The sequence below is a fragment of the Amycolatopsis sp. NPDC049252 genome, assembly GCF_043197175.1.
Taxonomy (GTDB): domain Bacteria; phylum Actinomycetota; class Actinomycetes; order Mycobacteriales; family Pseudonocardiaceae; genus Amycolatopsis.
Window position 1 is genome coordinate 1 of record NZ_JBICSQ010000060.1, and the last position, 18816, is coordinate 18816.

The window sequence follows — 18816 nt, forward strand, 5'->3', positions numbered from 1 at the left end:
AAACACTCTCCCCCACCCCCCCGCTCTCCCGTTGTGGCTGGGGGCTGGGGCGCGGGGGGGCGGGTGCGTCGGCGCCGGGGGGCCCCCCCCCCCGCCCGGCGCCCTGTCCTGGCCCGAAGCACCACTGTCCACGGCGGACAAGTCCGCTTTGGACGAATACCTGTCCGGTTTGGACACCGATGTCAACGACTGCGTGACGATCTGCTGGACGTCCGGCACCGAAGCCGAACCCAAGGCGGTGCCGCGCTGTCACGGCGACTGGCTCGCCACCGCGGGCGGCTGCACGCAGGCCGCCGGCATCACGAGCGGCGACGTCCTGCTGTCGCCGTTCCCGATGACGAACATGGCCGGCATCGGCGGGATGTTCCTGCCGTGGCTGCAGACCGGCGCGGTGTTCGTGCCGCACCACCCGTTCGACCTGCCCGTGTTCCTCGGCCAGCTCGCGGCCGAGCGCGTGACCTACACGCTCGCGCCGCCCGCGTTGCTCACCATGTTGCTGCACAACGAAAAGATCCTGTCCGGAGTGGACATCTCCGCCCTGCGGAAGATCGGGTCCGGTTCGGCGCCGCTCTCCCCGTGGCTGGTGCGCACCTGGGCCGAGCGGTACGGGATCGACATCATCAACTTCTTCGGGTCCAACGAAGGCACCGCGCTGCTGTCCGGCCCGATCGACCTGCCGGACCCGGAACAGCGCGCGAGCTTCTTCCCGAACTACGCCTCCGACGTCACCTGGTCGACCCCGGTCGCCGGCTGGACGTCGGTGCGGCTGCACGACCCGGTGACCGGTGAGCACGTGACCGGACCCGGGCACCCCGGCGTGCTGCACATCGCCGGGCCGACGGTCTTCGCCGGGTACCTCGGGCAGCTGGGCGAACCGCTCGACACGTCGGCCTTCGACGACGACGGGCACTTCCGCACCGGCGACGTCTTCGAGATCGCCGGTGAGCGCGGCGAGTTCCTGCGCTACGTCGACCGCGCGAAGGACCTGGTCATCCGGGGCGGGATGAACATCTCGCCCGCCGAGGTCGAGGGCCTGCTGGCCGGGCACCCGGACGTCGCGGACGTCGGCGTCGTCGGCGTGCCCGACGAGGTGATGGGCGAACGGGTGTGCGCGGTCGTCGTGCCCGGCGAGCGCAAGCCGTCGCTCGAGGACCTGGTGGCCTACCTGCGTGAGCGGAAGGTCGCCGCGTTCAAGCTGCCGGAACGCCTGGAGTACGCGGACGCCTTGCCCCGCAACCCGGTGGGGAAGATCCTGAAACGGCAGCTGCGGGAGAGTCTGGAGTGAGGCCATGACGGTGTTCGTGCTGGGCGGGGCGCAGACCGACTTCGCGCGCAACTTCGCGAAGGAGGGGCGCGGGATCCTCGAGATGTTCGCCGAGGTCGTGCCGGCCGCGCTCGCGGACGCCGGTGTGTCGGCGGCGGACGTCGGTGTCGCGCACGTCGGCAACCTCGCCGCGGAGCTGTTCACCGGGCAAGCCCAGCTGGGCGGGCTGCTGGTGGCCGCGGTGCCCGAACTCGACGGCGTGCCCAGCACCCGGCACGAAGCCGCGTGCGCGTCCGGCAGCACGGCGGTGCTCGCCGCCTGCGCCGACCTGGAGTCGGGCCGGTACGACCTCGCGCTGGTCGTCGGCGTCGAGCTGATGCGCAACACCGACGGGCAGCGCGCCGCCGAACACCTCGGGTCCGCCGCGTGGGCCGGCCACGAGGCCGTCGACGCGAAGTTCCCGTGGCCCGCGCTGTTCGCCGACGTCGCCACCGCCTACGACGCGCGGTACGGCGTCGACCCGGCGCACCTCGGTCAGTTCGCCGAGCACGCTTTCGCCTGTGCTTCAAGGAATCCGCTGGCGCAGACGCGGGACTGGAAGTTCCCGGACGGCGCGTTCGGGCCCGACGACGAGCTGAACCCGGTGATCGAGGGCAGCCTGCGCAAGCAGGACTGCGGCCGGATCACCGACGGCGCCGCGGCCGTCCTGCTGGCCTCGCCGGCGTTCGCCGAACGCCTCGGCGGCGACTTCCCGCGCATCGCCGGGTTCGGCCACCGCACCGCGCACATCGGGCTCACCGAGAAGCTCGCCACCGGCGGCGAATACCTGTTCCCGCAGCTGCGCGGCGCCGTCGTCGACGCCTACCGGCGCGCGGGCGTGCCCGGGCCGGACGCACTCGACGTCGTCGAGCTGCACGACTGCTTCACCATCACCGGGCTCGTTGCGCTGGAGCACCTCGGCGTCGCCCCGCCGGGCGGCGGCGGCCGGTTCATCGCCGACGGCGGCCTCGACACGGCCGGGATCAACCCGAGCGGCGGGCTGCTCGGGCTCGGCCACCCGGTCGGCGCCACCGGCGTCCGCATGCTGCACGACGCGGCGCGCCAGGTGAGCGGGACGGCCGGGGAGACCCAGGTCGAGGGTGCGCGGACGGCGTTGACGCTCAACGTCGGCGGGTCGTTCACCACGGTCGTCACGACCATCGTGACCCGATGACGGCTTCGGTGCTGCTGACCGTGCGGACACCGCGCGGCAAGGCGTCCCCGCGTGGCGGGCTGGCTTCGGTGCCGCCGTTGGAACTGGTCACCACGCTTCTGGACGCCCTGGTTGCGCGCGGGCTTGATCCCGCGGCGGTCGACCAGGTGATCCTCGGCTGTGCGTCGCAGACCGGCGAGCAGGGCGCGAACCTGGCGCGGACGGCGGTGCTGGCGGCGGACTGGCCGGTGTCGGTGGCCGGGATGACCGTCAACCGGTTCTGCTCGTCCGGGTTGGACGCGGTCGCCCTGGGCGCGGCGCTGATCCGCGCGGATGAGGCGGAAGTCGTGGTGGCGGGCGGGGTCGAGTCCGTCTCGCGCGTCCCGATGTTCACCGACGGTGGTCCACTATGGACCGAGGAACGGTTCGGCGCGGGCACCATGGGCGTCGCGGCCGACCTGGTGGCCGCTGACGAGGGCTTCTCCCGTGCGGAACTGGACGCCTACGGCCTCCGGACCCAGCAGCTCGCCGCGGCGGCCTGGAAGGACGGCCGCTACGACGCGTCGCTCGTCCCGGTGGCCGGGTTGACGCACGACGAGCACGTCCGGCCGTCGACGTCCGCGGAGGCGCTGGCCGAGCTGCCGTCGTCGTTCGGCGGGCTGCACACGCGCGGGACGTCGCCCTCGCTGGCCGACGGCGCCGGGCTGGTCCTGCTGGCCTCCGACGCGGCCGCTTCGCGCCTGGGGTTGACGCCGCGAGCGAGCGTGCTGGGATCGGTGACCGCGGGCAGCGACCCGATCCGGATGCTGCTGTCGGGGCAGCTGGCCGTCTCGCGGCTGCTGGCGCGGCACCGCGTGCGACCGTCCGAAGTGGACGTCGTCGAGTTCGCCGAGGCGTTCGCCGCGCTGTGCTTGAAGATCCGGCGCGACCTCGGGTTCGGTGACGACGTCTTCAACGTGAACGGCGGCACGATAGCGATGGGGCACGCGTTCGGTGCCACCGGGGCGATTCTGCTGGCGGGTTGCGTCGACGAGCTGGCCCGCCGCGGCGGGCGTTACGGTGTCACGGCGGTCAGCGGAGCCGCGGGATCGGGAACGGCGGTACTCGTGGAGCGTGCGGCATGAGGCTTTCGGTGTCACTCGGCCTGTGGCAGGACCGCCCGCCGGAGGAGGCACTGGAGACGGCGCGCGCGGCGGACGCGGCCGGGTACCCGGAGCTGTGGATCGGCGAGATGGCGACGTGGGACGCGTTCGCCTTGGGCACGGCGATCGGGTCGGCCACTTCTCTCGCGCTGACCTTCGGGCCGCTCGCGGTGACGGTGCGGGACCCGGCGACGATCGCGATGGGCGTCGCGTCGGTGGCGGCGCTGACCGGCCGCGAGACCGGCGTCGCGCTCGGGACGTCCAGTGACGTCGTGGTGCGCGGCTGGCACGGCCGCTCCCGCGACCGCGCCGCGACGGCGCTGGAGGAGTCCGCGGTCGCGGTCAGGCAGCTGATCGGCGGCGCGAAGTCCACTGTGGACGGCTCGGTGGTCGGCTCGCAGGGCTATCGGCTGCGGTTGCCCGCGCCGAAGTCGCCGTTGACGATCGCCGCGTTCGGCCCGCGCGCGCTGGACGTCGCGGCCCGGCACGCCGACCGGATGGTGATCAACCTGGTCAGCCCGGCGGCCGCGGCCTCACTGGTCCAAGGCCTGCACGAGGCGTGTGAGCGCGCGGGGACCACACCGCCGCCGGTGGCCGCGTGGGTGGTCGGCGCGGTGGACCCGTCGGAGGCCGCGATCGAGCAGCTCCGGCGGGGTGTCGTCGGGTACCTCGCCGCGCCGGGCTACGCGGACATGTTCCGTGCGGAGGGGTTCGGCGACCTGGTCGACTTCGCGCGGACGCGCCCGCACCCGCGTGAGCTGCTGGCGGCGGTCCCGGTGGCGGCGATCGCGGCGGTCGGCCTGCTCGGTTCGCGGGACGTCATCGCGAGGAAGATCGCCGACTTCGCCGCGGCGGGCGTCGACGAACTGGCGATCGTCCCGGCGGCTTCGGACGACGATCCCGGCGGCGCCCGGACCCTGGCCGAAATTTTCCCGGCGGCCCGTGTCGATCCGGCGGGACGTCGTTCGACGCGTAGTCATGACTGAGCCGACGAAGACCAAGAACCTCGCCCAGGACGGGTTCGCTCCGCTGGAGTGGAGCCGGGCCCGCGACATCCTCGCCGCCGACACCCCGACCGCCGACCTGACCTTCTTCGTGGCGACCGTCCGCCCCGACGGGCGGCTGCACTCCGCCGGAGTCGGCGGCGTGTGGGTCGACGACGCCCTGTACTTCAAGGCTGGGCCGGGCACCCGCCGGGCGCGGAACCTGGCCGCGAACCCGGTGTGCGTCGTTTCGGTGCGCCTGCGCGGCCTGGACCTCACGCTGGAAGGCGAGGCCGGCCGGGTGACCGACCCCGCCACGGTCGAGCGCGTGGCGGCGGTCTACCACGAGGGCGGCTGGCCCGCGACCGCGGTGGACGACACCCTCACCGCGCCGTACAGCGCCCCCAGCGCGGGCGCACCGCCCTGGCACCTGTACCGCCTCGACCTGCACCGAGCCATCGGCGTCGCCTCCGCCGAACCCCACGGCGCAACCCGCTGGGACTTCACCAGCTGACAGTCCCCGACCCGACATCGTGTCGTCCCTCCAGGTACGCGTGTCGTCCTTTCAAGTACGCGTGTCGTCCTCCCAGGTACGCGTGTCGACCCGCTGAACACGCGAGTCGCCCTCCGACCAAGCGGGTTCGCGTACCCAGGTGGACGACACGCGTACCCAGGCGGACGACACGCGTACCTGGATGGACGACACGGCGTCGTCTCAAGTGGGTGAGGGGGAGTCGGGGACCAGTGCGGGCCGGTGCTCGGCCGCGGCCTCCGGGCGGCGGGGGGCCGGGATCCGGACCGGTGTCCGGGGGCGCCGGGCCGTGAGCAGGCCCAGGGCGAGAGCGCCGGCCAGGATGAGCGCGGACCACGCCGAAGCCGCGTCGAAGGTCAGCTCGCCGAACCGGCCCAGGACGAAGCCCGCGTCCAGCGCCCAGGCGACCACGAGCACGCCGAGGGCCGCCCGGAAGGTCGTCCAGCGGGCCGTCGCCAGCACCACCAGACCCAGCGTGACCAGCGCGTACCACGGACTCGGACCGGCCACGTGCGCCGCGAGCACGGCGGCCACCGCGGCTGCGCAGCCGAACGGGAACCCGAAACCACCTGTCATGCCGCCAGTGCACCGCCGCCGCCGGCGGCCGACAGGACTCAGGACGCGTTCCCTACGCCCCGGCCACCGGTTTTGACGTCTTATTGACCCGTCACGCGCCCGATCGCCTCGGCCAGCTCCGGCCAGACCGCCCGCGGCAGGTTGTGGCCCATCCCGGGGATCACGAGCAGCTCCGCGCCCGGGATCGCCGCCGCCGTCGCCTTGCCGCCGCTGACGTTGATCAGCGGGTCGGCGTCGCCGTGGACGACCAGGGCCGGCAGCCGGACGTCGTGCAGCCCGGACGTCCGGTCGCCCGAGGCCATCACCGCCGCCGCGTGGCGCAGGGTGCCCACGGGGTGGCGGGCGCGGTCGAAGTGCAGGGTCGCCTTGGCCAGCAGGAACGCCTCGTCGTCCGGGTACCCGGGGGAGCCGAGGCGCCGGTAGCCCTCGACGCTGTCGGCCAGCGCCTGCTCGCGGGTCGTGGCCGGCGGCCGGGTCAGCACCGCCAGGGCCCACGGCTCGGCCTGCCCGACCGCCGGGTCGCCGGTGGTCGACATGATCGACGTGACGCTCAGCAGCCGGTCCGGGTGGTCGATCGCCAGCTGCTGCACGATCATCCCGCCCATCGATGAGCCCACGACGTGCGCTTTCGCGATGCCGAGCGCGTCGAACAGCCCGACGGCGTCGTCCGCGAGGTCCGAGAGCCGGTACGGCGCCGTCGACAGGTCACCCGCGAAGAGCGCGCCCAGGTCCGGCGCGGGCAGGTCGTCGAGGTACGTCGAGAGCCCGACGTCCCGGTTGTCGTAGCGCACCACGAAGAACCCGCGGTCCGCGAGCAGCCGGCAGAAATCGTCCTCCCAGGTGATCATCTGGGCCCCGAGGCCCATCACCAGGACCAGGGGCGGAGCCCCCGGATCGCCGAAGGTGTCGTACTCGAGCTCGAGACCGTTGGCCTGTGCGCGTGCCATGCCCCGATCTTGCCCCAGACTTGCGTCGCTGGCATCGGCCCGGCCGATGCGGTTACCGTAACGCTCCATGCCGACCACATCGGGTACCGGAGAACGTCCCCGGTCGCGGGCCGCGGCGGGACTGCCGGCGATCACCGCCGACAAGGTCGTCAGCGCGGCCACGCAGCTGACCGCCGAAGCCGGCCTCGACAACTGGACGCTGCGGCAGCTCGCCAGAGCCGTCGACGCCTACCCGGCGGTGATCTACCACCACGTGGGCGACCGGGACGCGGTGGTCAACGCCGTGGTCGACCGGGTCGTCGGCCTCCTGCGGCTGCCGGACCCGAAGCTACCGTGGCAGGAGTGGTTCACCGAGCTGCTCGCCGAGCTGCGCCGGGTGCTGCGGACCTACCCGGGCTGCGCGCGGCGGCTCGCGCTGTTCGGCCCGTCGGTCGACGCGGCCACTCGCAGCATCGACGCCGGGGTCGGCGTGCTGCTGACCGCCGGCTTCGGCCGCGAGAGCGTGCTCGCCTACAACCTGCTGGTGATGACGGCCTGCCAGTTCGTCGCGATGGAGGACGACCGCGAGTCGGCGCTCGCGCTGCGGATCGACAACACCGAGACGTACGCGACCTACCGCGAGCGCACCGACCTGCCCGGGATGGCCGAGCTGGGCTCGGCGATGCACGACCTGATGGGCGACCCGGACCTGGCGGCGGGGTACTACGAGCAGCTCTACGACTACGCCGTGCACCGGTGCCTCGACGGGCTCGCGCACCGGCTGGAAGAGCTGCGTGACCAGGGCTCCAGCGGGTTGACAGCGACTTGACAGAGCCCCGGCGTACCGTGAGCTTGCGTCGGTGGTTCGTCCATCGACCCGAAGCCCCCGGCGCCCTCCTCCCCCTCGTGGCGCCGGGGGCTTCGGTCTGCCCGTGACGCCCTCCGGAGGGCTAGCCGGGCTCGCCCCGGCGCGGGGCCGGCGGCTGCTGCTGGATCGCCGGGAAGACCTCGCCGACCAGCGTCACCAGCGACTTCGACAGCAGCAGGTGCACCTGGTCCCGGGTCAGCGAGCCGCGCACGAGCCATTCCCGCCCGGCCGACTTCACCATCCCGCCGAACGCGCGCACGAGCGCGTTCAGCTCGGGCCCGTGCTCGCTTTCGCTGGACAGACCGACGGCTTCGAGCACCCGATCGGCCGATTCCCGGTCGGCTTCTTCGAGAATGCGCTCCACTTCGAGGTCCCGGCCGATGCCTTCGGGCGCGATCGCGGCCAGCCACATCCGCTCCTGGCTGGTGACCATGTCGAGGAACCAGTCGATCGCGACGTCGGCCCGCAGTTCGAGCGGCCCTTCGGGCAGGATTTCGACGGCCAGCCGCGGCACGGTCAGCGCACGGCGGATGATTTCCAGGTACAGCTCGCGTTTGGTGCCGAAGTAGTGGTTGATCAGCCCGCGCGCCACACCGGCCGCGGCCGCGATGTCCGAAGTGGACACTTCCGAGTAGGGGCGGTCACCGAACAGCCGCGCGGCGCAGGTGAAGATCTGTTCCTTCCGTTCGTCCGGTTCCAGTCTTCGCCATCGTGGCGCCGGCTCGGTGTTCATGCCCCACATCGTCGCATGACCCGTTGAGCCGGGCAGTTCGATCGCCCGTGATGGCAGCCGGGGTACCACGATCGGGGCATGTCAGTCCGGCAGCGTGACGGGCGCGATGTCGGCGAACCCGTCGCCCGGGCCGGGGTTCGCCGGGTCCGTTTCGCCGCCGAAGTGGTGCAGCACGCCCCACACCGCGTTCAGCGCCGTCTGCACCGCGCCTTCGGCCCAGCCCGCCGTCCACGAGACGTCGTCGCCCGCGAGGAACAGGCCGCGGTAGCGCTCCGGGAGCTCGTCCTGCATGAAGTGCGTGAAGAGGCGGTGCTGGTAGCGGTAGTGCCCGGGCAGGTTGGCCTTGAACGCGCCCATGAAGTGCGGTTCGGCCTCCCAGGACACGGTCACCGGGTCGCCGATGATGTGCCGCCGGACGTCGACGCCCGGGTAGATCTCGCGCAGCGACTGCAGCATCACCTCGACGCGCTCGCCGACGGTCAGCGGCAGCCACTTCAGCGAGTCGTCCGCCCAGGTGTAGGACAGGCAGATGACCGCGGGGGACGCCGGGTCGCCGCCGAGCAGGTAGGTGCCGCGCGGCATCCGGTCGGTGAGCGTCATGCTCATCGTGTCGCGCCCGGTCACCGGGTCCGGGTCCAGCCAGAACGGCCGGTCCACCGGCACGAACACCTTCGACGACTCCATGTAGTGCGTGCGCTCGATCGCCGTCCAGTGGTCGATCGGGAACAGTGCTTCGTCGCATTCGATCTTCGACAGCAGCATCCAGCTCTGCGCGGTGAACACGGCGGCGGGGAACGTCCGGATGTGGCCCTCGGTGTCGGTCACCGTGATGTTGTTCGGCGCGGTGCGGTGCAGCCGCGTGACGCCGGGGTTCGGCCGGCCGCCGTGCAGCGTGCTCAGGCTGGTTCCGGCGGGCCAGAAAGCGAGCTCCGGCGGCGCGTGCTCCCACAGCCGGACCGGCAGCTGCCGGCTGCCGCCGACGATGCTGCGGTGCTCGTCGTCGGCGCCGGTGTAGACCACCCGCAGGATTTCCAGGATGGAGTTCGGGAAGTCGGTGTCCCAGCCGCCGGTGCCGAAGCCGACCTGGCCGAAGATCTCGCGGTTGCGGAACGAGGCGAACGCGGGGGAGTCGCAGAGGAAGCCGTAGAACGTCTGGTTGTCCAGCTTCGGGACGAGCTCGTTCCACAGCCGCTTGATCGTCTTCGCGTCGCGGTCGCGGATCGCCGTCTGCATCTCGGCGAACGACGCGTGCTCGGCCAGGGTCCGGTCCCAGGCCGCGGCGACCTCGCCGAACACCGCGGGCAGGTCGGCCGGCGTCCGCGCGTAGTGGCTCTGCCCCTTGAGGTCGACGACGGTGCTCGGCGTCCCCGGCGCGAGGGGGTTCGGGAACGGCGTCGTCTGCAGCCCGACCTTGTCGATGTAGTGGAAGAGCGCGGTCGACGCGGGCGGGAAGCGCATCGCGCCCATCTCCGCGACGACGTCGTCGGGGCAGCCGGGGAACCGCACGGTGCGCAGCCGGCCGCCGATTTCGTCGATCTCGTAGACGACCGGCCGCAAGCCCAGCTTCATCAGCTCGTACGCCGTGACGATGCCGGAGAGCCCGCCGCCGATCACGGCCACCTCGGTGCCGTGCCGTTCGGGCGGTACCGAGCCCAGCCCGGCCGGGTGGGCGAGGTGGTCGTCGTAGGCGAACGGGAAGTCGGGGCCGAACATCGTGATCGGGCGGCCCGCCGGTTCGTCGTGGTGGATCGCGGTGGGAACGGCGGAGGTCATGCGGTGGTTCCTCGGTACAGGTCGGGCCGTCGGTCGGCCAGGTGGGTGTTCTCGAGCCGGGACGCGACGAGCGCGTCCCGGGTGATTTCGGCGTGGACGAGCTCCGGGCCGGCACCGGCGCGGGCCAGGACTTCGCCGGTCGGCGCGACGACGCAGGAGCGGCCGCAGTAGGTCAGCTCCCGCTCGGTGTCGCAGCGGTTCGCGTAGGCGACGAACAGCTGGCTTTCGTAGGCGCGCGCGGGCACCAGGGTGTCGGCGACCAGCTCGTACGGGCTCATCAGCGCGGTCGGCGCGACCAGCAGCTCGGTGCCGGCCAGCGCGTGCGCCCGCACCATTTCGGGAAACTCGACGTCGTAGCAGATCAGCAGCCCGACCCGGACACCGCCGAGGTCGGCCTGCACGACGGCTTCGGTGCCCGGCGCGACCCAGTCCTTGTCGATCGCGCCGAAGAGGTGCGTCTTGCGGTAGTTCGCCAGGCGGCTTCCCTGGTTGTCGATCAGCTGGACGCTGTTGAAGACGTGCCCGCCGTCGGCCTCGGGGTAGCCGTAGGCCAGCGCGGCGCCGGTTTCCCGGGCCAGCGCGGACATCCGGGCCGCGGTGGGCCCGTCGGCCGGTTCGGCGAGCTCGTGCGTGCGCGCGCCGATGTGGTAGCCGGTGGTGATCATCTCGGCCGCGACGACGAGGTCGGCGCCGGAGGCCGCGACGGCGCCGGGCAGCTCGGCGAACGGGCCCTGGTGGACGGCGACCCTCATGACAGCCGCGACTTCCGGATGCCGTAACCGAAGTAGATCAGCAGGCCCAACGCCATCCAGGCGCCGAAGACGACCCAGGTGGCGCCGTCGAGGCTGAACATCATGTAGCCGCAGCAGAGCACGCCCAGGATCGGCGTGACCGGCGAGAACGGCACGCGGAACTTGCGCGGGGTGTCCGGCTGGCGCCGCCGCAGCAGCAGGACGGCCACGTTGACCAGGCCGAACGCGAAGAGCGTGCCGATGCTGGTGGCGTCGGCGAGCTTCCCCAGCGGGATGAACGCCGCGAGCACCGCGACGAACCCGGAGACGACCAGGGTGTTGGTCCGCGGCGCCCCGGTCCTGGCGTCCACAGTGGACAGTGACTTCGGGACGAGCCCGTCGCGGGACATGGCGAACAGGATGCGCGTCTGTCCGTAGAGGACGGTCAGGACGACGCTGGAGATCGCCACGATCGCGCCGACGGCCAGCAGCGCGGCCCACAGCTTGTTGTCCGACACCGTCGCGAGCACGTGCGAAAGCGCGGCTTCCTGGCCGTCGAACCGCTGCCACGGCAGCGCGCCGACCGCGGCCACGGCGACCAGGCAGTACAGCACCGTGACGATGCCGAGGGAGAGCAGGATCGCCCGTGGCAGGTCGCGCTGCGGGTTCTTCGCCTCCTCGCCGGCGGTCGACGCCGCGTCGAAGCCGATGTAGGAGAAGAACAGCTTCGCCCCGCCGGCGCTCATCCCGGCCAGCCCGAGCGGCAGGAACGGCGTGTAGTTCCTGGCCTGGACGGCGGTGAACGCGATCGCGCAGAACAGCACCAGCGTGGCGATCTTGACCACGACCATGATCGTGTTGGCCCGCGCGCTCTCCTTCGCGCCCGACAGCAGCAGCACCATCGCGAGCAGCACGACGGCGATGGCCGGCACGTTGACGATCCCGCCCGAGCCCGGCGGCTGGCTCAGCGCGTCCGGGATGGCGAACCCGAAGACGAGCCGCAGGAGCTCGTTGAGGTACTGGCCCCAGCCGACGGCCACCGACGCCACCGAGACGCCGTATTCGAGGATCAGGCACCACCCGCAGACCCAGGCGACGAGCTCGCCGAGCGTGGCGTAGGTGTAGGAGTAGGACGAACCGGACAGCGGGATCATGCCGGCGAGTTCGGCGTACGACAGCGCGGAGAAGAGCGCGGTGATCCCGGCGAGCACGAACGACAGCACGACCGCCGGCCCGGCCACCGGGACCGCTTCGCCCAATACGACGAAGATGCCGCTTCCCAGCGTCGCGCCGATGCTCAGTGTGGTGAGCTGGCCCAGGCCGAGCGAGCGCTTCAACGTGCCATGATCACCTTCGGCGATCAGGTCGGCGACCGGTTTCCGCCGCACCGTCGCGGCTCGCAGAGTCATGCCGACGACCGTATCCGCCGTCGTGGGAGCACATAACAGGGGAACATTGCGCGTAAAGATGAATCACAGGTGATTCATTGCACAACGCGCTCGGTTCGTGGCGAATCGTTCCACTGAGCGTGGCGGGCTGAGACGGGCATCACCCGTGATTGGAGAGGCATCACTCACGATGGCGAGGACGACACGCTGATGCCTCTCGAGTCACGGGTGATGTCCGCTGGATCACGGGTGATGCCTGGTCGGGCACAAGTGATGTCTGGTGGGGTTCGGGCGGTGCCTGGCGGGTTCAAGTGTTGCCCGCAGACCATGGGTGATGCCTGGTCGGGTTCGGCGGAGCCCGGTGTGGCACGGGGTGGTCCGGCGGGGGCTCGGTAGTGCCTGGCGGGCGCGGGTGGTGCCCGGCGGGGGTGAGGGTGCTGTCAGGCGGGGCGTGAGGGTCTGGTGGGGCGCGGGTACTGCCTGGCGGGCGCGAGTGGTGCCGGGCGCGAGTGGTGCCTGGTGGGCGTGGGTGATGTCCGGCGGGGGGTGAGGGTGCTGTCAGGCGAGGCGCGGGGGTCTGGTGGGCGCGGGTACTGCCTGGTGGGCGTGGGTGATGTCCGGCGGGGGTGAGGGTGCAGTCAGGCGAGGCGTGAGGGTCTGGTGGGGCGCGGGTACTGCCTGACGGGCGCGGGTGGTGCCTGGTGGGCAGGTGGTGCCTGGTGGGGCGTGGGTACCTGCGTCGTCAGGGCGGGGTGGCGGCGGGGAGGAGCAGGGTGAACGTCGGCGGGCAGGGGAGGCTCAGGCGCAGCCGGCCGCCCTCCGCTTCGGCGAGGCTGCGGGCCAGGCGCAGGCCGATGCCGTGACCGCCGGCCGTGGTCGCGAACGGGTCCGTCTCGCCCAGGCCGGGGCCCTCGTCGGCGACGTCGATGGCCAGCGCGTCCCCGGCGTCGCGGGCCAGCACCGTGACCGTGCCGCGGCCGTGCGTCGCGGCGTTGTCCAGCAGCACGCCGAGCACCTGGCGGACCGCGGCGGCGGCCGCGCGGGCCGGGGGCGGGTCCTCGTGGGTGATCTTCAGCGTTCGCCCGTGCGGCGCGAGCAGCGCCTCCCCGGCTTGCCGGACTTCTTCGAGCAGGTCGTCGAGCGCCAGCTCGGCCCGCGGTGCCCGGCGTTCGCGGCCCAGGGCCAGGAGGTCGTCGATGGTGCGTTCGAGGCGGTCGGCGGACGCGATCCCGGCGCGGATCGCCGCGTACGGATCGCTCGCCAGGGTCTCCAGCGCGGCTTCCAGCTGCAGCCGCAACCCGGTCAGGGGTGTCCGCAGCTGGTGGGACGCCTCCGCGGAAAACGCGCGCTCGCGCTCGAGCGTCTCGCCGATCCGGGTCGCCGTGGCGTCGAGCGCCTCGCCGACCTGGTCGATCTCGGCGATCCCGGCCCGGGGGCCGCGGGCGGTGAAGTCGCCTTCGCCGAGGCGTTCGGCCGCGGCGGCGAGCTCTTCCAGGGGCCGGACCAGCCGGTTCGTCGAGCGCCGGGCCATCAGCCAGCTCGCGCCGATCGCGGCCACCGCCAGCGCGGCCATGGTGAGCCAGGTCAGCCCGATCCGCAGGTAGAGGTCGGACACCGGCAGCGCGGCGCGCACCACGCCGATCGGGCGCGCCCCGTTGACCACCGGCACGGCCAGGACCAGCTCGTCGCCCTGGCGGCCGGTCACGACGTCCTGGGTGCCCTCGGCCGCCTGCCGCTCGATCGCGCCGCCGGCGGCCGGCCCCTGCCCCGCGAGCAGGCGTCCGTCCGGGGTGTAGACCCCGACCGTCCCGTCGGCCTCGTCGCCGCCGAGCGGCGGGACGACCGGGGGCAGCCCGGCGGTCAGCTCGTGGGCGACGGCCAGCGCGGCGGTGTCCGCGGCGCGCTCCAGGTCCGACGTCGTGTCGTCGCGGTAGTACCGCATCACGGCCACGCCCAGCGGGAGCGCGAACAGGACGGTCGCCACCAGGGCGGCCAGCACCGTCAGGGAGATGATCCGGCGGCGCACGGCTACCTCTCGGCCACGGTCCGGGCGGGGTCCTCCAGGCGGTAACCGTGCCCGCGCAGGGTGGCGATCCGCGGGGCCTCGGCTCCGGCGCCGGCCGCCGCGCCGAGCTTGCGGCGCACCGCCGCGATGTGCACGTCCAGTGTCTTCGTCGAGCCGTACCAGTGCGCGTCCCAGACCTCGGCCATCAGCGTCTCGCGGCTGACCGCGACGCCGGGCTGCTCGGCCAGCCGGGCGAGCAGGTCGAACTCCTTCGCGCGCAGGACGACCTCCTGGCCGTTGACGCTGGCGCGGCGGCTCGCGATGTCGACGGTCAGCCCGCCGACGGTCACCGGCGGCCGGGCCGTGACCGGCGCGCCGCGGCGCAGGTGCGCCCGCACCCTGGCCAGCAGCTCGCCCAGCCGGATCGGCTTGGTGAGGTAGTCGTCGGCGCCGGCGTCCAGGCCGACGACGACGTCCATCTCCTCCTGCCGGGCGGTCAGGATGACCAGCACCGTGGCGGGCAGCGCGACCCGCAGCAGGCGGCAGACCTCGACGCCGTCCAGGTCGGGCAGGCCGAGGTCAAGCAGGACGAGGTCGTACTCGCCCGGCCCGGCGGCCTCCAGCGCGGTCCGGCCGTCACGCCGCCAGGTCACCTGGTAGCCGTGGAGGCGCAGGGTCGATTCGAGCACGCTGCCGATCGCCGCGTCGTCTTCCACCACCAGCAGGTTCGGCATGCCGGGCAGCCTAACCGCCGCCGGGACGTGCCGCGCGATCCGGATCAGGGCTGGTCGGGACGGGTGCCGAAGCCGATCCGGGAGATGCGCCGCGCGGCGCCGGTCACGGCCGCGCCGAACCCGTCGGCTCGCGTCCCGGTGAACCGCGTGGTCGGCCCGGTGATCGCCAGCGCGGCGAGCACCCGGCCCTCGCCGTCGTGCACCGGGGCGGCGACGCTGGACGCCCCGGCCTCCGGCTCGCCGTGGCTGGTCTCGGCGCCCCCGGCCGCGGCCGGGGCGAGCACCAGGCCCGCGGCGCCGCAGGTCAGGGGCAGTTCGTCACCCACGCGGCCGACGTGGCGGATGGCCTGCGGGCCCTCCTGCTGGGCGACGCAGACGAGCACCGCCGTGCTGCGGACGTAGAGCCCGGCCGTCTCGCCGCACTCCAGCGCCAGCTCGCGCAGCACCTGGCGCACCGGCTCGGGCAGCTGCCACGCGGTGTTCGCCAGCTGGGCCCAGCGCAGCAGGCCCGGGCCGACGGTGACCCGCCCGTCCGGGCGCGTCCAGAGCAGGCCGCGCTGTTCGCAGGTGGCGACCAGCCGCAGCACGGTGGTCTTGGCCAGGCCACTGGCCGCGGTGAGGTCCTTCACGGCCCAGGTCCGGTGGTGTTCGGTGAAGAACGCGAGCAGGTCGAAGGTGCGCAGCACGCTGCGGACCGCGCCGTCGTCGTCCGTCTTCACCCCAGCGACCCCCCCGTCCGCCTGACGGCTTCAGGGTATCCGCGGGCGGAGGCGTTCAGGCCACGTGTCGCTCGAACGCCACGAGGGTTTCGGCCAGCACGTCCGCGCCGGGCCGGGCCCACAGGTCGCCGTTGAAGACCTCGACCTCGATCGGGCCGGTGTACCCGGCGGCTTCGACGCGGGCGCGCAGGTGCCGGTGGTCGATCGGGCCGTCGCCCGGCAGCGCCCGGCCCAGCAGCGGGTCGGGCAGCGGCACGAGGACGTCGCACACGTGGAACCCGGCGATCCGCCCGGTGGCCGCGGCGATCGACTCCTCGATCCGCGGGTCCCACCAGACGTGGAACTCGTCGACGATCACCCCGACCTGCTCCGCCGGGTGCTCGAGCGCGACGGCCAATGCCTGGTCCACTGTGGACAGCACGGACCGGTCGGCGCACTGCATCGGGTGCAGCGGTTCGAGGCCGAGCCGCACCCCGCGTTCCCCGGCGTAGGGCGCCAGCTCGCCGACGGCGTCCGCGACCCGCTGCCGGGACGCCTTGAGGTCGTTGCCCGCGACCCCGCCGACCACCAGCACGAGGACGCCGGCGCCCAGCGCGGCGGCTTCGTCGATCGCTTCCCGGGTCTGCGCCACACCGTCCACAGGGGACCCTTCGGGTGTCACGCCGGTGAAGAAACCGCCACGGCACAAGGAAGAGACGCGAACCCCGTGCTCCTTCAGCAGGCGCGCGGCTTCGTCGACGCCGGTCTCGGCCACCTTGTCACGCCACAACCCGATCCACCCGACGCCCGCTCCGGCGCACCCGGCCACCGCCTCGGGCAGCGACCAGGCCCTGGTGGTGATCTGGTTGAGGCTGAACCGGGGATCCATCACGCCACCCCGGCGGCCAGCAGCAGCGGCCGCATCCGGGCGACGGCCAGGTCGGGGTCGGCCAGCACCCCGGCCTCGTCGGCGAGCCGCAGCAGCGTGGCGAGGTGTGTGATCGTGCGCGCCGACTCCTGGCCCGCGATCATCCGGAAGTGCTCTTGGTGCCCGTTCAGGTAGGCGAGGAAGACGACGCCGGTCTTGTAGTGCCGGGTCGGGGCGCGGAAGATCTCCCTGGCCAGCGGCACGGTCGGGTCGAGCAGCGCGGCGAACCCGGCGCGGTCGCCGTCGTCGAGGCGGGCGAGCGCGGCCCCGGCGACCGGCGCGATCGGGTCGAAGATCCCGAGCAGGGCTTCGCTGTGCCCGTGTTCGTCGCCCGCGATGAGCTCGGGGTAGTGGAAGTCGTCGCCGGTGTAGCACGCGACGGCGTCCGGCAGGGCCCGCCGGAACTCGGTCTCGACGGCGGCGTCGAGCACGGACACCTTCACCCCGGCCACGGTGCCGGCGTGCTCGGCGCAGAGTGCGCCCAGCTCGCGGGCCGCGGCCCGGACGTCGTCGTGGCCCCAGTAACCGGCCAGTGCCGGGTCGAACTGCTCGCCCAGCCAGTGCAGCAGCACCGGCCCGCCGGCCTCGGACAGCAGCTTGCCGTAGGCCGCGTGGTAGTCGTCCGGCCCGGACGCCGCCGCGGCGAGCGCCCGGCTGGCCATCACGACCGGCACCGCGCCCGCACCGCCGACCAGGTCCAGCTGCTCGCGCCAGGCGTCCACAATGGACGCGATGGTGGCCGGCCCGCCGGGCAGCTGGTCGGTGCCGACGCCGGCGACCCACGGCCGTCCGTTCGCGGCCGCGCCGGTGCGCGTGACCAGTTCGCGGGTCGTCGCCCAGTCGAGGCCCATGCCGCGCTGCGCGGTGTCCATCGCGTCGGCGACGCCGAGCCCGCACGCCCAGAGGTGCTCGCGGAAGGCCAGCGTCGTGTCCCAGTCCACGGTGTAGGGCTCGTCGGCCAGCGCGTCCGCCACGACGTGCGCGGCGGCGTAGGCGATCCGCGACGTCGGCGGGACCGACGGCGGCGAAGGCGGTCTCGGTCCGGACGGCGACCACGTCGTGAGCTCGCCGCCGGGGCTGGGGAGCACGAGCACGGGAACCCTCCTGGGTGGCCAGAAAGCGCTTTCTCACGGTTACGGTAGGGCCTGTGCCGAAGTGCGACAAGGCCCGTCCGGGTCAGCGCTTGGGCCGCGCGGTGCTGTCCCGCAGCACGACCTCGCCGGAGAGCCGGATCGTCCGCGGCCGGCTCGCGCTGCCGCCCTTGACCGCGAGGTCCATCGCGCGCTCGCCGAGTTCCTCCAGCGGCAGTCGCACCGTCGTGAGCGCCGGGCAGAGGTCGCGCACCACCGGGATGTCGTCGAAGCCGGCGAGCGAGACGTCGCCGGGGACGGACAGGCCCGCCTCCCGCAAGGCCGTCATCGCGCCGATCGCCATCACGTCGGTGACGGCGAAGATGCAGGTGGGCAGCTTGCGTTTGCGCCCGGCGAGCAGGCGTTTCGTGGCTTCGTAACCGCCGTCGCGGGTGAACGCGGCCTCGACGACGTCGTCCTCGCGCAGGTCGATGCCGTGCGCGGCCAAGCCGTCGGTGAACCCGGCGAGCCGGTCGATGACGGTGCTCAGCCGCCGCGGCCCGGCGAGCACGGCGAACCGCTTGTGCCCGAGGCCGGCCAGCGCCTTCGCGAGTTCGGTGGCACCGCCCTTGTTGTCCGGCTGCACGGTGTCGATCTTGAGGCCGCGATGGCGGCTGACCGCCGCGACCTGCCCGCCGCCCCGGCGGTACGGCTCGAGCTCCGCGGCCATCGCGCGCTCCCACGCCCGGTCCTCGAAAGCGGAGCCGATCAGCAGGATGGCCGCGGCCCGCTGCGCGCGCAGCGTGGAGACGTAGGCGACCTCGCGGTCCGGGTCGCGGAACGTGCCGGCCAGCATGACCAGCAGCCCGTTGTCCGTGGCCACCCGCATCACGCCGCTCGCGATGGCGGCGAAGTACGGGTCGCTGACGTCGTGGCAGATCACCCCGACGGTCTGGTGCGTGCCCCCGGCGAGGGCCTGCGCGTGCGCGTTCGGGGCGTAGGCCAGCTCGGCCGCCGCGGCGGAGACCCGGTCCCGCAGGTCGGCGCGGACGGACGCGGTGCCGTTGAGCACCCGCGACGCCGTCGCGAGCGAGACGTTCGCGCTGCGTGCGACGTCTTCGAGCGTCACGTGCGGCCGGGCCTTCATGGATCCTCCAAGATCGGTCTCGGGCGTGCGGCCCGCATACCTTGCTCCGTGGGGTCGCCGGCCGCGTGGTGCTCGGTTCCGCGGGCGACGGGAACGCAATCTACTGGGGAGGAGTGCGGGAACGGA

At 73.1% G+C, this 18816-nt stretch carries 18 protein-coding genes; 6 read left to right on the top strand and 12 right to left on the bottom strand.

The features are described from left to right. Window positions 1-148 precede the first annotated feature (148 nt). The 5 genes from ACGFMK_RS36710 to ACGFMK_RS36730 are packed head-to-tail and all read left to right on the top strand — an operon-like array spanning window position 149 to window position 5095. Window positions 149-1285, top strand: coding sequence for a fatty acid--CoA ligase family protein (locus ACGFMK_RS36710; RefSeq protein ID WP_392773446.1), 1137 nt, complete (start codon window positions 149-151; stop codon window positions 1283-1285). Between the two features lie 4 nt (window positions 1286-1289). Beyond that, entirely contained in the window at window positions 1290-2477 is a 1188-nt protein-coding gene (locus ACGFMK_RS36715) for an acetyl-CoA acetyltransferase (RefSeq protein WP_392773447.1), read from the top strand. Then, on the top strand, window positions 2474-3580 hold the full coding sequence (locus tag ACGFMK_RS36720) for a thiolase family protein (RefSeq protein ID WP_392773449.1): 1107 nt from the start codon (window positions 2474-2476) through the stop codon (window positions 3578-3580). The genes ACGFMK_RS36715 and ACGFMK_RS36720 overlap by 4 nt, the downstream gene beginning before the upstream one ends. Continuing rightward, the gene (locus ACGFMK_RS36725) at window positions 3577-4584 is read left to right on the top strand and encodes an LLM class F420-dependent oxidoreductase (RefSeq protein ID WP_392773451.1); all 1008 of its coding nucleotides are present in this window, start codon (window positions 3577-3579) and stop codon (window positions 4582-4584) included. The genes ACGFMK_RS36720 and ACGFMK_RS36725 overlap by 4 nt, the downstream gene beginning before the upstream one ends. Then, entirely contained in the window at window positions 4577-5095 is a 519-nt protein-coding gene (locus tag ACGFMK_RS36730) for a pyridoxamine 5'-phosphate oxidase family protein (RefSeq protein WP_392773452.1), read from the top strand. The genes ACGFMK_RS36725 and ACGFMK_RS36730 overlap by 8 nt, the downstream gene beginning before the upstream one ends. A 201-nt stretch (window positions 5096-5296) precedes the next feature. On the opposite strand, the gene ACGFMK_RS36735 is transcribed toward ACGFMK_RS36730, so the two are convergent. Both ACGFMK_RS36735 and ACGFMK_RS36740 read right to left on the bottom strand, forming a co-directional pair. Then, on the bottom strand, window positions 5297-5689 hold the full coding sequence (locus tag ACGFMK_RS36735) for a hypothetical protein (RefSeq protein ID WP_392773454.1): 393 nt from the start codon (window positions 5687-5689) through the stop codon (window positions 5297-5299). Between the two features lie 80 nt (window positions 5690-5769). Beyond that, window positions 5770-6636, bottom strand: coding sequence for an alpha/beta fold hydrolase (locus ACGFMK_RS36740; protein WP_392773455.1), 867 nt, complete (start codon window positions 6634-6636; stop codon window positions 5770-5772). A gap of 67 nt (window positions 6637-6703) precedes the next feature. Here ACGFMK_RS36740 and ACGFMK_RS36745 point away from each other — a divergent pair, with 67 nt between their 5' ends. Continuing rightward, on the top strand, window positions 6704-7444 hold the full coding sequence (locus ACGFMK_RS36745; RefSeq protein ID WP_392773457.1) for a TetR/AcrR family transcriptional regulator: 741 nt from the start codon (window positions 6704-6706) through the stop codon (window positions 7442-7444). 121 nt (window positions 7445-7565) lie between these two features. Here ACGFMK_RS36745 and ACGFMK_RS36750 read toward each other — a convergent pair whose 3' ends face one another. The 10 genes from ACGFMK_RS36750 to ACGFMK_RS36795 form a co-directional block, all read right to left on the bottom strand. Next, window positions 7566-8216: a TetR/AcrR family transcriptional regulator gene (locus tag ACGFMK_RS36750; protein ID WP_392773459.1), complete on the bottom strand. Its 651-nt coding sequence runs from the start codon at window positions 8214-8216 to the stop codon at window positions 7566-7568. Window positions 8217-8297: 81 nt separating this feature from the next. Next, window positions 8298-9989, bottom strand: a complete 1692-nt coding sequence (locus tag ACGFMK_RS36755) for a flavin monoamine oxidase family protein (RefSeq protein WP_392773461.1) — start codon at window positions 9987-9989, stop codon at window positions 8298-8300. Further along, window positions 9986-10741, bottom strand: coding sequence for a carbon-nitrogen hydrolase family protein (locus ACGFMK_RS36760; protein WP_392773463.1), 756 nt, complete (start codon window positions 10739-10741; stop codon window positions 9986-9988). The genes ACGFMK_RS36755 and ACGFMK_RS36760 overlap by 4 nt, the downstream gene beginning before the upstream one ends. Continuing rightward, window positions 10738-12129 (bottom strand): amino acid permease, encoded by a 1392-nt coding sequence (locus ACGFMK_RS36765; RefSeq protein ID WP_392773464.1) that lies wholly within the window; start codon window positions 12127-12129, stop codon window positions 10738-10740. The genes ACGFMK_RS36760 and ACGFMK_RS36765 overlap by 4 nt, the downstream gene beginning before the upstream one ends. Window positions 12130-12850: 721 nt before the next feature. Further along, window positions 12851-14134, bottom strand: coding sequence for a sensor histidine kinase (locus tag ACGFMK_RS36770; RefSeq protein ID WP_392773466.1), 1284 nt, complete (start codon window positions 14132-14134; stop codon window positions 12851-12853). A 2-nt stretch (window positions 14135-14136) separates the two neighbouring features. Next, the gene (locus tag ACGFMK_RS36775; protein WP_392773468.1) at window positions 14137-14847 is read right to left on the bottom strand and encodes a response regulator transcription factor; all 711 of its coding nucleotides are present in this window, start codon (window positions 14845-14847) and stop codon (window positions 14137-14139) included. Window positions 14848-14891: 44 nt separating this feature from the next. Then, entirely contained in the window at window positions 14892-15566 is a 675-nt protein-coding gene (locus tag ACGFMK_RS36780; protein ID WP_392773469.1) for an IclR family transcriptional regulator, read from the bottom strand. Between the two features lie 55 nt (window positions 15567-15621). Continuing rightward, window positions 15622-16434 carry a sugar phosphate isomerase/epimerase family protein gene (locus ACGFMK_RS36785; protein ID WP_392773471.1) on the bottom strand — a complete coding sequence of 271 codons (813 nt, stop codon included), beginning with the start codon at window positions 16432-16434 and terminating at the stop codon, window positions 15622-15624. Continuing rightward, entirely contained in the window at window positions 16434-17567 is a 1134-nt protein-coding gene (locus ACGFMK_RS36790) for a DUF993 family protein (protein ID WP_392773473.1), read from the bottom strand. The genes ACGFMK_RS36785 and ACGFMK_RS36790 overlap by 1 nt, the downstream gene beginning before the upstream one ends. A gap of 82 nt (window positions 17568-17649) precedes the next feature. Beyond that, the gene (locus ACGFMK_RS36795) at window positions 17650-18690 is read right to left on the bottom strand and encodes a LacI family DNA-binding transcriptional regulator (protein WP_392773475.1); all 1041 of its coding nucleotides are present in this window, start codon (window positions 18688-18690) and stop codon (window positions 17650-17652) included. Between the last annotated feature and the right edge of the window lie 126 nt (window positions 18691-18816).